Source organism: Bradyrhizobium sp. Ec3.3 (assembly GCF_000472925.1).
GTDB lineage: Bacteria > Pseudomonadota > Alphaproteobacteria > Rhizobiales > Xanthobacteraceae > Bradyrhizobium.
Genome location: NZ_KI421480.1, coordinates 47,965 through 60,456, shown reverse-complemented (window position 1 = coordinate 60,456; position 12,492 = coordinate 47,965). Strand labels below are relative to the sequence as shown.

The window sequence follows — 12,492 nt, the reverse complement described above, 5'->3', positions numbered from 1 at the left end:
ATTCAAACTCCCAAACTGGGGGCTCGAATCATGCGCTACGAACTCACCGACAGGGAGTGGGCTGCCATCAGGCCAATGTTGCCAAATAAGCCCCGCGGCGTACCGCGGGTGAATGACCGCCGTGTACTCAACGGCATCTTCTGGGTTTTACGATCCGGGGCGCCATGGCGCGATCTACCAGACAACTTCGGCCCATATACCACATGCTACAATCGCTTCGTTCGTTGGCGACGAGCAGGTGTGTGGGCGGCGATTATGAAGGTCTTGGCAGCCGCCCATGATGCCGCTGTGCAAATGATCGACACGTCGATTGTCCGCGTGCATCAACATGGAGCCTGCATCAAACGGAATAAATGACAATGCATGGGACGGTCACGGGGCGGATTGACCAGTAAGATTCATGCGGTCGTGGATACAAACGGCCTACCGGTCCGACACGCGCTGACGCCTGGTGAAGCCCACGACAATCGGCTTGCTGGAAAACTCCTGGCTCGCATGAAGCCCGGATCGATGCTGCTGGCGGACCGTGGCTATGACGCCGATTGGATTAGAGAGCTTGCGATCAAGAAAGGCGCATGGGCCAACATTCCGCCGAAAAGCAATCGCAGCGAACCGATCTGCTTCAGTCCTTACCTTTATCGGGCTCGCAATCGAGTTGCGCGGTTCTTCAACAGGATCAAGCAATGTCGTCGGGTAGCGACGCGCTACGACAAACTTGCCGCCAATTACCTTGCCTTCGTCCAACTCGCGTCTATCAGGCCATGGCTCGGCACTAATAGTCACGTGAATCTAAAGTTCGCCACATAAAGTCTGCTGGGCTTTGTGGCAGAAGCGTTTGACCGAGGCCAGAATCTGGTCTGCGGACTTGGTCCATTTGAACGGCTTCGGGTTCTTGTTGTGCAGGTCGATGAAGGTGCGGATGTCGGCCTCGAGCTGCCTGACGGAGGTGGGAACACCGCGCTGGATCTGCTTTCTGGTGAGTTCAGCGAACCAGCGCTCGACCTGATTGATCCATGACGCGGAAGTCGGCGTGAAGTGGACATGATAGTGCGGCCGACGGGCGAGCCAGGCCTTGATCTTGGGTGTCTTGTGGGTGGCGTAGTTGTCCATGACGATATGGATATCGAGGCCTCCAGGAACTTGAGCATCGATCTCTTTCAAAAACTTCAAGAACTCGACCGCCCGGTGGCGATGTAGCATTCGCCGATGACGAACCCCGAGGCGACATCGAGCGCGGCAAACAGCGAGGTCGTACCATGCCGCACGTAGCTATGCGTACGACGCTCCGGCACGCCGGGCATCATCGGCAAGACCGGCTGCGCGCGATCGAGCGCCTGGATCTGGCTTTTCTCATCGATGCTGAGGACAAGGGCTCGGTTCGGCGGGGATAGGTAAAGGCCGACTATATCGCGCACCTTGTCGACGAACAGCGGATCGCTCGACAGCTTGAATGTCTGGCTACGGTGCGGCTGCAAGCCGAACGCCGCCCACATTCGGCGGATCGTGGTGTGGAAAAGCCAGTTTCCGCAGCCATCGAGCGGATCGACCAGTGCGTCGCGTCGGCCGGTGTCGTCCGCAACGTTCGCTCGATCACGGCGGCAACCTGATCGTCGTTGATGGTGCGAGGGCGGCCAGGGCGGGCCTCGTCAAGCAGGCCATCGCAGCGATCCTTCAAAAATCGGCGGCGCCATTTGCCAACGGTGTGTTCATGGAGGCCGAGTTCGGTAGCCACGGACTTGCTTGGCAGGCCATCAGCACACCGCAGGATCGCGCGGCACCGCTCAGATAGCGACCGGGCAACACGATGACGACGAACTTGCCTCTCCAAGTATGTCCGCTCCTGCTGACTCAGCACCAACGGCGCGGTCGGTCGGCCTCTCACACCTGCATTCGCCACAAGCGCTCTCCCTCAGAGCCCCCAACGATCTTTTATGTGACGAACTTGTATTCCAGATGACTAGCTATCGACCTAGAGTTGTCCAGAACGCCGCAACAAGACTTGGCACCGCGTTGGCGGGGCATTCGGTTTGCTGCTAATTGCCGCCGCTGGAATGTGGGTGGTGGCGGGCCGGTTGCTTTTGACCCGGCCGGGAGTGCTCAATAGCGGGTACAGGAATAAAGCCATCCGCGCGGTGGAGAGTGCAACGCCAAATCACGGCCCTCACGAGCGACGACGGTGACAGGTGCTCGGTTTGTAAGACCTCGTTTCCGCACAACAGCCGGACGTTCGGTGGTGTCACGGCAGGCGGGGACGCCGCGTTAGCGGGTGAATGCTGTCAGAGTAAACTCAAAACCGTCCTGCTCTCGAGCCTCTACGTCGACAATCGCTATCACAACTTGCCATTAGGAGCAGGCAACCAGCAGCAGACTCCTCTGACAAAGAAATACGCGTGTCACGGTGGCCCGTTCGTTTTCGGGAAGTTGTCTCTGCCCCGCGCAATTTTCTGGAAAAGGCCGTCAAGGGGCCTCAACTGCTCGCGCCACGGCCGATGATGGCCAGCTATTGTTGCGCCGTGGCGTTATGACGCCGAATCCTGGCGTGTGCTCCAATCGGCAAAGGCGCGACGGCCGAGCACCGAAAACGGACTCCATCATCGACCGTTCGATTAATAAATGCCTTGCGCCTCGGTGCTCTCTTTCTCACTAATGGCACTCTGGGAATAGACTGCAGCGCGTGTGCGCCGCCAACCGCGCAAAAAATGCGTTTTACAAAGATAAACGAAGGGAAGCTGCATTCCCATGCGGAAGAGAGCCAGTAAACGGCCTTCACCATGATGCAGCATTAGCGCTGTAAGGCTATTGCGCCCACCGCCAACCTGGGAACTGGGCATCATTGTTTTTCAAATGGAGATTCGCGATGCGGACTTGGTTTTTGGCCACCTCAATGTTGGTGGCCTGTTCGCCACCCACGTTTGCCGAAAGTATCTTCGTCGACCGCGCGGCGGTTATGACGCGCGATGCTTCTGATCTGGAGGTTGTCGCTCCCCCGGAGGTGCCGAAAGAAATCGCCGATGCGATCAAGTCAGCACCGAAGATCAGGTCTGTCATTCCCATCACAAAGTCGGAGACGTTTACCCAGCAGGTCATCAAGGCCGATGAAATTGTGTTCGACAAGGACGCGCATCTGGTCTTGGCGAATTTCTCTTACCCCTGGGTCGCGATCGTCACTAAGACTCTCAAATTCAGGGACGCTTCAGCTTATTCGTTCATCGAACGCGAAATGAGTATTCGTGCCGCAAGCGACGGAAACGCCGGCACGGTGGGACAGAAGGGAGCAGACAATTTTGGTGAGACCAACAGAAGAGGCAATGATGGTCATCCGGGACAACCAGGAGGACGGGGCTCAGACGGATCGGCGATCACACTCCCCACGATTTATGTGATTGCGGAGAAGCTCCTCGATGACAAGGGAAAGGAGATCCCGCCTGGCATTCTGAATCTGGCCGTGCTTGTGCGTGGAATTGATGGAGGCGCAGGCGGGCAAGGTGGCCGAGGTGGTGATGGCGGCCATGCAGGAAATGGAAAAGAAGGCGCAAGTGGTGCGTTCGATTGCCACGAGGGGCCCGGTCCTGGAGGAACCGGCGGCACTGCAGGCCAGGGAGGACGGGGCGGCAACGGCGGTGCCGGTGGCGCCGGTGCGACACTCGTATTCGTATCGCTGAAGCGGGGAGCTGATGCGTTCAGCTACTCCCGCGTCAACAACCAAGGTGGCTTGGGCGGGGCTGGCGGTCGAGGTGGAGCGCCAGGCACTCCTGGCGGCGGCGGCTCCGGCGCAGGAAGAAATGGCTGGTGCGGTCCCTCGGGTCCCGGCTCGCCGGGAGACTATCCCAACCCGGCAAATCTCGGTGGCGGCACAAACGGACCCGATGGGGCTAAGGGGGAGATGTTTGTCATCGCCGTCAAGAATCTCGATCCCTATTTCTGACACACACTAGGACGACTCGCGCCTAAGGCGCTCGGCAAAATTTTGGACAGAAAGCCGGGCCGCCTGAGCGGCCCGGCGTGCTCGAGAGGCGGGCCGCCTGGACCGTCATGGAAGACCGGCAAGGAAATACCTGGAGCGGCGAAAGGCAAAAAGGAAGTGGCGATAGGAGCTTCCAAGGGTCCCTAGTCCCTGCGATCGGGAACAATCCCGAAGGGGGGAACGACTAAATTGAATACTATATTGATTGCGCTTGACGAAGGACTCAACCCTTGCGGAAGTCGGAGGCGAACTACCAAGATTGGCGGCAGTTCCTTTGCGACAAATTCAATTGGTGTACCGAAATCGATAAAGCAGCCGGTCTTGGAGGACAGCATCACCGCCTCCAAAAACTAGCACTGGCTGAAAACGCGCCGGAGCCGAGCGCCACGACGCTGGGTCCGAAGGGTTGGGGGTAGGCTCATGCCTAAAGATAGGACCGTCGCGCGTCTCAGAGACGCCCGCGAAGGACACCTTTGGCGCGGTCTGGCGGCTTGCCGCACCCAGGTTGATGAGTTCCACCCCTTGGAGGTCCACTAGGTGCTTAGCGCTATAGAATCCTTTCGGGGCAAAACGCCGGTCCAATCCGCCCGGGCAGGACTACGAGGAAGCCTGTACGGACTAGGCTCGGAGAGGCATGCCATCTATTTGGACGCGAACGCTACGGCGGCGCCGCTGAGATCAGTGATCGAAGCCGTATCTGACGTGATGCGGTCCAATGTCGGAAACCCTGCAAGCGCACATGGAAGCGGAGCCGCGGCCCGAAGATTGGTTGAAGCCGCCCGCGACAACGTTTCACAACTGATCGGCGGCATGGATCCGGAGAGCATCATATTTCTCTCCGGCGGCACTGAAGCAAATAATACCGTAATCGGCTCATTTCTTCCGCAGCAAACTTCCACCTTTCTGGTTGCGCCAGTCGAACATGCCTCGGTGATTGAGCCGCTCCTCAATTGGGGCTCGGACAGGGTTTCATGGCTGAAGGTTGACTCCTGCGGACGCGTTGATCCGGACAGTGCCCGAGAAAAGGCTCTCGAGGCTAGGGGGCCGATCATCCTCCTGCTGCAGGCCGTCAACAGCGAGACCGGCGTGATTCAGCCTGTCGATGAAGTTGTCCAGTCTGTACGTGCGGTTCGCCCTGAGGCCTTCGTACACTTGGATGCTGCTCAAGGGGTCGGCCGAATCCGACTGGATCGATGGGCGGCTTTGGTCAATTCACTCAGCTTCTCCGGACACAAAATCCATGGCCCCCTCGGCACGGGAGCACTGGTGATTGACGACCGGATAGATCTGCGACCCCTGATACTGGGCGGGGGTCAGGAGCGTGGTTTGCGTTCGGGGACGGTTAACGTGCCCGGTCTGGTCGGCCTGGGCGTGGCGGCCCGCATCCGAACAGAAATGTTCGACGAAGCCCAGGATCACATGCGCCGGCTCCGGGACAGCTTCGAGGCCATCGTCAGCGACGGCAGCAGTGTAAGGGTCCACGTAAACGGTGGTGAGGCTGCCCGCGTTTCCAACACATCCAATCTACAGTTCAACTCAATGGACGGCATGCAACTTCTGGCGCATCTGGATGCCGCCGGTGTGATGGCATCACAAGGATCCGCGTGCTCGAGCGGCCGCCCTGCGCCATCTCGCGTTCTTAGGGCAATGGGCCTGAGCGAACGCGACGCCTTTTCCAGCCTGCGCTTCTCGTTCTCTGTCTTGAACACCGACGAGGACGCGCGAGACGCGGCCGACATCGTGAATTCCGTCGTCAGAAGGATAGATCAATGAAGTCGGCGAATGCTTCTTCGCTGCAGCGTTTTGAGTACGGACGTCACGAGACGTTCGCGATCCGTCATGGCTGGCTGAGCAAAGGGCTGGCGCGCATTCAGCAAGACGGCCGCGGGTTTCAAGCCGACCTCGAAACGGCCGATGCGCTTGGACTCGGAAGCAAGATGGTGAAGTCACTGTCGTACTGGCTGGAGGCGTCTGGAGTCGCATCGGTCACTCCTCAGGGCCGATCGCGTCAGTTGTCGGTCTCGCCGACAGGCGCCGTGATCGCCGAGCGAGACCCTTACTTCGAATTCCCCGCCTCATGGTGGTTTGTCCACATGGCGCTCGCCACGAGAGCTGGCTCCGTCTTCGGGTGGTTCTTCAATGACTTTCAGCAGCGGAATTTCGATCGGACGGAGTGCGTAGATGCCTACCAGCGGCACCTACGTGAAAGAGCCACCAAGCCACCCAGCACTGAAATGGCTCACCGCGACGTCTCATGCGTTCTCGCAAGCTACGCCGACGAGTACGGAAAGCTGCAGGATCCGGAAGACGGCACCCTGTGCCCTTTATTGAACCTCGGGTTGGTCGTGCATCATCATGACACGCGCCGCTTCGAAAAGCTGTCGCCGCAAGACGGAATTCCCATCGAACTCCTGTTGGCGTTCGCTTCCAAGCTGGGGCAAGCCGCAGGACTGGAGGCCGTCAGCGTCAACGAGCTCGCGACCTGGCGACATGGTCCGGGGCGCATCCTGAACATGCACGCCGAGACCCTTGATGCAGCGTCGACAGAAGCCGCGCGAGCCTACACCCGAAATGGAGTAGCCTTCGAACGACTCGGAGCCGAAAGACGGCTACGCGCAGCCCATAAACCGCCTGAGTATTGGCTTGCTCGTCACTACGACCGGATTGGAGTCTCCCCATGAGCTCGCCAAATCTGTACCGCGCCGTTAATCTGAGGGCGGACCTCGACCATCCGCAGCGGCTCAGCCACTATCATCCCACCAAGCGATCCGTTGCCGTTGTCGATGCCGTGTTGGGGAACGACGCCTCGATCGTCATTGCCGCCTACGGAAGCGGCAAGTCGCTTGCGGCCGGAATTGGCGCGTTGATCGTGCGTAACGATGCGCGCGCCCGGGAAGCGGTGCAGCCTGTTCTATCCAAGCTCAAAGCCGTCGCACCCTCGTTACATACTAAAGCGCGGGCGCGTCTGAACTCCCGCGCCAAGGGATTGGTCGTGAATCTGGCCGGCTATGTGCCGGACCTGGTCGACGCAATCGCAAGCTCCAGCGGCGCTCCGAGGCGCATCACGGACCTCGACAAACTGCTCAGCTGGATCGCCGATGAACTGCGGGTAGATCGCGTTGCGATTATCTGGGACGAATTCGGACGTCATCTGGAAGGGCTTGCGGCCGAGGGGCGCGCGCGCGACCTTGATCAGGTTCAGCGCCTTGCCGAATGGATCTCCCGCGCGCAGAAACCTGAGGCCAGCCTCACGGTCTTGTTGCATCAGAATCTACTCGCCTACGCCGGCAGGCTCAACCAAACGTCGCGCAACGAATGGCGGAAGGTCGAAGGGCGTTTTCGTCAGCTCAGGTTCGTCGAAGACAGCAAGGAACTGTACTCCCTTGTTGCTTCTGCGGCAGCGCAGCGGCGCCCGCGGAATACCGCTGCTTCCGGATCGATCGCGAAGGTCGTGTCCATGGTCGCCTCGCAGGCGGGCTGGTTCGACGGGCAGCGCCCCGGCCCCGAGCTCGCGGACCTCATCAAGCTGGCACATCCATTGAGCGCTGGCGCGTTACAGGTGCTGCCTCAAGTCGTGGCCAGAATCGGCCAAAACGAGCGCAGCATCTTCTCTTTCCTGCATGCGGCGGACATGTCGGCCCCTGTAGGGGTCGAAGAAGTCTACTGCTACTTCTCGGAGTCGATGCGGGCGGACGTCGGACCCGGCGGGGCGCAGCGGCGTTGGCTAGAAACCGAAAGCGCCCGTGCAAAAGCCGAAAACGAACTCGAACGCGAACTGCTCGCGGCGACGTGCCTTTTTCAACTCGGGGCGAGCGGCGAGCGGCGCAAGCTGACCAAGGACGCCTTGATCACCGCAGTAGCATCGCGCGGCGTCCCAGTGGACGCAGTGAGTTCGGCCATGAAGGCGCTCCTCGGCCGTAAGCTGCTGGTCTACAGACAGACCAACGACGACGTATCGATTTGGCACGGCATCGATATCGATATCCCGGCACGCGTGGCCGACGAATGTGCCCGGCGCGCGGACCAATTCAATCTGTTGGATTTCCTGAACGCCCGCCATCCGGCTCCGGTACTACGGGCCCCGCGGCATAACACTAAATTCGGCACGGCCCGCTACCTCTCCGGGTCCTACATCCTACCTGCGGGGCTTGCCGAAGCTATCAAGGAGCCGGACTGGCAGAGCTGGGGATCGGTCCTGTTCGTGATTGCCGACAACCCCGAAGGGATCGCAGAATCCGAGCGGTTGGCAAAAACATCGCCCTCCGCGCATCGCCAAGTCATAGTTTATCCGCGCAAGCCGCTTGCAGTTTTCGAGGCGGCACTTGAGCTGGGCTCGCTTGAGGCCCTCCAGCAGGACGAGGCGTTCGTCTCCCAAGATCCGCTCGTTCGCCAGGAGTTGAACGAATTGCTGGCCCTTGCGCGTCGGCAGCTCGCCTCGATTCTTTATCGGCTTACAAGCGAACGGGGAGGAGATGCCAACTGGCACAACGGCGGCCGCCGCCTCGACGTCACGGCCGACCGTCCTGCTTCTGTGGCCGCTTCGGACCTACTGGACGCCTGGTACCCAGACAGCCCCCGCATCAACAACGATCAGCTGATGAGGCAGCGGATATCTCGGCAGATGAGCACGGCGCGCGTACGAATTCTCATGCGATCCATGGAGCGCTTTTCTCAGCCTCGCTTCGGCTACCCGGAGCAGGACGGGTCAGTCGAAGCATCAGTATATCGCACGGTGCTGGAGCGCACTGGACTGCACCGGCTTGCCGATGGCCGCTGGGGGTTCGCGGAGCCGAATGAAATCAAGGATCGTGCTCTCCGCGGTGCATGGTCTCTCGTCGAACGCTTCTTCACGACGCCGAGCGCTGGCCCGCGACCGCTCTCCGACATCGTGTCCCAGCTGGCGTCACCGCCGATCGGTCTGCCGTTGGGCGTGATTCCCATCCTCGTCATGGCCGGCTATCGCGCTTTTGCCAAGGTCGTATCTCTAAGGACGGAGGGTGTCTACGTCCGCGACATATTGGGGTTCGAGTCGAGCAAGATGTTCGTCGAGCCCGACCGACATACAATCGAGGTTCACGATTCCTCTCCAAAGACTGTGCTCTACCTGTCCGAGCTTGCGTACGTTCTCGCGCACCAACGCCCTTCGGATGACGACGAGGTGCTGCGGTTCGCCTACGATTCCTTCATTCAGTGGAAGGCCACACTTCCGGACGGCGCTCGTCAGTCCACGCGACTTTCACCAGATACGCAGCGATTTCTGCGCGAAATCCTCCAAGAACAGGACCCTGGCCGTCTCTTTCTGAGCACTTTGCCGGCTATGTACAGCCAGAACGGCCTGTTAGACGGAGTGGCGCAGGCAGTAGAGCGCATCCGGAATGAGCTTGATGCCGTTCTGGAAGGATATCTGGATGAGGCAGTGCGGATCATCGGTTCAACGTTCCGGGTCGGCGCCGTAGATGACGCAGTATCGTCTCTCCAGAACTGGGTCTCGTGTTTTGACGTGGATGCCTTGGTCCGGCGTGATGATCTCCGGATGACCGACCGAGCCATCCTGCGGACCGCCCGCGATACCACGAATGGGCGCTACACCCCCCAAAGCCTTGCGCGGGCGGTTAGCTCTGTCCTCCTGCAAAGAGGAGTCGAACAATGGCAAGACTCGACGTCCGGGCAGTTCGCCATGTTGGTTAGAGAATGCCGTGCCAGGATCGAAGATGCCGCCTTGGCATCCGAGCTCCCCGACGGGCGCCTGGCACCGATTGTGAAGAATCGGATCGTCGAACTGGAAAGAATGCTGGCACGGATGATCCATCGAGAAGCGCGCCAGGTCGCAAATTTCGGAGCACGCTCGTGAACATTACGCCAGCACGTTTTGACGATGCGATGTCGGACAGCTCCCGCCGACACATCGTGCCGCTATCGGGCGGCAAGGACTCTACCGCGTTGGCAGTCTATCTGTCGCAGAAATACCCGCAGGCGAACTTCGAATTTGCCTTTTGCGACACGGGCGCCGAATTGCCGGAAACCTACGAATACCTAGATCGTCTTGAGCACGTCCTTGGTAGAGAGATTCGGCGGATCACGGCTCTTGAACTGCTTCAGCTAAAGTCGAAGCTAGGACGGACCGCGTTCGACGTGATGCTGTACGAACATTTCGCCGGCTTCCTGCCCAGCGCCCGATCGCGCTGGTGCACCCGCATGCTGAAAATCCATCCCTATGAGCAATTCATCGGCTCGGATCCAGCGTACTCATACATCGCGATACGGTCGGACGAGGACCGTGCGGGGTACACGGGCAATGGAAAGCCGGTGCTTCTTTCGGAACAGCCCAACATCGTGCCCGTGTACCCATTCAAGGATCATGGGCTGCGCCTCGCGGATGTCCAACGTCTGCTAGACGATAGCGGGCTCGGCGCCCCGGGCTACTACGAATGGCGCAGCCGATCGGGTTGCTATTTCTGTTTCTATCAACAGATTGGCGAGTGGCAGGGCCTCAAGGAACGACATCCCGAGCTCTTCGAAAGGGCGAAGGGGTACGAGCAAACGAGCAGCAGCCGCGGTTACACCTGGGTCGACGGCCGCTCTCTGGTAGAGCTCGAAGCGCTGCCCCGGCGTGCGATGAAGCCCAAAGCCGACGACGCCGGCTGCGCGATTTGTCACCTCTGAGGCCGCCATGTCCCGTTTCGTCGACTTCCTCTCGCAATACGGCCCGAGCGCGGCAACGGATGCACTTGTCGACGAGCACGCTCCCGTGCTGGTCGAAGAGTTCGGCGTCAGTCGACCGATCGAAATCGCACCTCCGCGTTTGCAAGACATCAGGGATGCCCTCCTGGGCGCCGACCCGCGCACCGTCATACTCACTGGCACCGCCGGAGACGGGAAGACGTTTCACCTGCGCAAGTTCTTCGTCGACCTGGTGGAGAACAGCGCGGCTGCTACAGCCGCGTGGGGCGAGGCTGCGGACCGTGACGGCATCATTGAATGGGATCTGCCATCGGGCCGCAGGCTCAGGATAATCCGCGACGTTAGCGCATTGCCGGCCGAGATGAAGTTGACGCAGGTGCGCGCTGCCGCAGCAGCAATCCGATCTGCACAGCCCGAGACCGTGTTTCTCATGGCCGCCAACGACGGGCAACTTCTCGATTCCTTCGCGGCGGCCGCATCCGACGGGACCGAAACCGCAGCACTCTGCCTCGAGATCTATCGCGAGATGATCGAGATGATGCGATCCGGGAGGGAACACCCCCGGCCGACCTTCGCGTTTTCGATGTTCAACCTGAGCCGTACCCTGGGAGAAGAATCCCTGGACGCGTTGCTCGATGCAGTGCTCGACCATCCCGATTGGGAGAATGGCTGCGCCAGTTGCCCGCGCGCCGTTGATACGACCAACCCGTGCCCAATCAGGTGCAACCGATCTCTCCTGGTTGGAGCCAACGGAAGCACGGCGTTTCGTGCGCGCATCAAGACGCTCGTTCGACTTGCCGCCGCTAACGATCAGCACATACCGATCCGCTACTTGCTGATGCTTATCGTTAACGTGCTGCTCGGCTTCTCTCAGAAGCCATCGCGACCGCTGCTTAACTGCGCTGTGATCCTGAAGGCCAAGACGCCGCTCTACAAGTACACCAATCCCTACGACAACGCGTGCGGTGCCAACATTCGCGACCCTGAGAAACGACGAAAGAATCCATTCTTCGCGTTGGTCTCCTCGCTCGGGATCGGGGCGGAAACCGACAACGAAATCGACGCGCTTCTCCTGGCTCGGGACGAAAGTAATCCGGTGAGGATTTCGCTATTCGAGAATGACAGAATCTACGGCGATCGGATCTTCAATGGCCCCCTCGATCACTATGCGAAGCGTGGGTCGGACCGAAACAACGGGCACGAGGCAGACGAACTTCGGGCCGCGCTTCAGGCCCAGCGGCGCAGGTTGTTCTTCAAGCTTGGCGACCAAGGTTCGCCCAGCAGCGGCCTATCGCCCTGGAGACTTACCGTCTTCCGCCATGCCGGCGAATACGAGCAACTGTGTGCTGCATTGAAGGCTGGGCAAGCGTCCGGCGACGCGTTGAGGCAGATCGTCTTGGGCATAAACAGGACGCTCACCGGACTGATGGCCAGCGATGGCGAGAAACTCTGGGTCACAGGCGTGGTCGGACGCGCAGACGGAAACGGCGGACGACTCGCGATGGGCGAGCCGCTGGGCGTTGTGCCAAGTAGCTGGGCGCGCGTCCAACTCCAGTACGATGCAAACCGATCCTGTCCAGCGCTCGCCGTGCTCGAGAAGGGGACCTCAAGGGAGCTACCGCGGTTGATCATCACCCCCTTGCTGTTCGAGTACCTGAAGCGCGTCTCGAGCGGTTCATTGCCCTCCAGCTTCTCCAGACAATGCCACCAAGAAATCCGCCACTTCGCCGTGAGGCTGGCGTCCGCCTTATACGATGAGGAAGACCAGGAGACGACCGTGATCCGAATGGTCGACCTAGACAACTCCGGTCGCCTCCACGAGCACATTCTAGAGATCGGGAAATAGA

At 60.0% G+C, this 12,492-nt stretch carries 6 protein-coding genes and 2 pseudogenes; 7 read left to right on the top strand and 1 reads right to left on the bottom strand.

The annotated features are described in order from the left end of the window. Window positions 1–30: 30 nt before the first annotated feature. Window positions 31–807 (top strand): annotated as a pseudogene (locus YUU_RS58220) (IS5 family transposase). On the opposite strand, the pseudogene YUU_RS54815 reads toward YUU_RS58220, so the two are convergent. Beyond that, window positions 790–1,897: pseudogene (locus YUU_RS54815) on the bottom strand (IS630 family transposase). The pseudogenes YUU_RS58220 and YUU_RS54815 sit on opposite strands and share 18 nt — an antisense overlap. Window positions 1,898–2,833: 936 nt before the next feature. Between YUU_RS54815 and YUU_RS60010 the strand changes: the two are divergent. From YUU_RS60010 to YUU_RS0149175, 6 genes are all read left to right on the top strand, one after another. Further along, window positions 2,834–3,925: a hypothetical protein gene (locus YUU_RS60010; RefSeq protein ID WP_245288355.1), complete on the top strand. Its 1,092-nt coding sequence runs from the start codon at window positions 2,834–2,836 to the stop codon at window positions 3,923–3,925. Window positions 3,926–4,501: 576 nt separating this feature from the next. Beyond that, on the top strand, window positions 4,502–5,737 hold the full coding sequence (locus YUU_RS54810; RefSeq protein ID WP_084802087.1) for a cysteine desulfurase family protein: 1,236 nt from the start codon (window positions 4,502–4,504) through the stop codon (window positions 5,735–5,737). Beyond that, window positions 5,734–6,645, top strand: a complete 912-nt coding sequence (locus YUU_RS0149190; protein WP_027528702.1) for a DUF4007 family protein — start codon at window positions 5,734–5,736, stop codon at window positions 6,643–6,645. Before YUU_RS54810 ends, YUU_RS0149190 begins: the two co-directional genes overlap by 4 nt. Further along, window positions 6,642–9,815, top strand: a complete 3,174-nt coding sequence (locus YUU_RS0149185; RefSeq protein WP_027528701.1) for a hypothetical protein — start codon at window positions 6,642–6,644, stop codon at window positions 9,813–9,815. Before YUU_RS0149190 ends, YUU_RS0149185 begins: the two co-directional genes overlap by 4 nt. Beyond that, on the top strand, window positions 9,812–10,627 hold the full coding sequence (locus YUU_RS0149180; RefSeq protein ID WP_027528700.1) for a phosphoadenosine phosphosulfate reductase family protein: 816 nt from the start codon (window positions 9,812–9,814) through the stop codon (window positions 10,625–10,627). The genes YUU_RS0149185 and YUU_RS0149180 overlap by 4 nt, the downstream gene beginning before the upstream one ends. Window positions 10,628–10,634: 7 nt before the next feature. Further along, the gene (locus YUU_RS0149175) at window positions 10,635–12,491 is read left to right on the top strand and encodes a hypothetical protein (RefSeq protein ID WP_027528699.1); all 1,857 of its coding nucleotides are present in this window, start codon (window positions 10,635–10,637) and stop codon (window positions 12,489–12,491) included. The last annotated feature ends 1 nt before the right edge of the window (window position 12,492 follow it).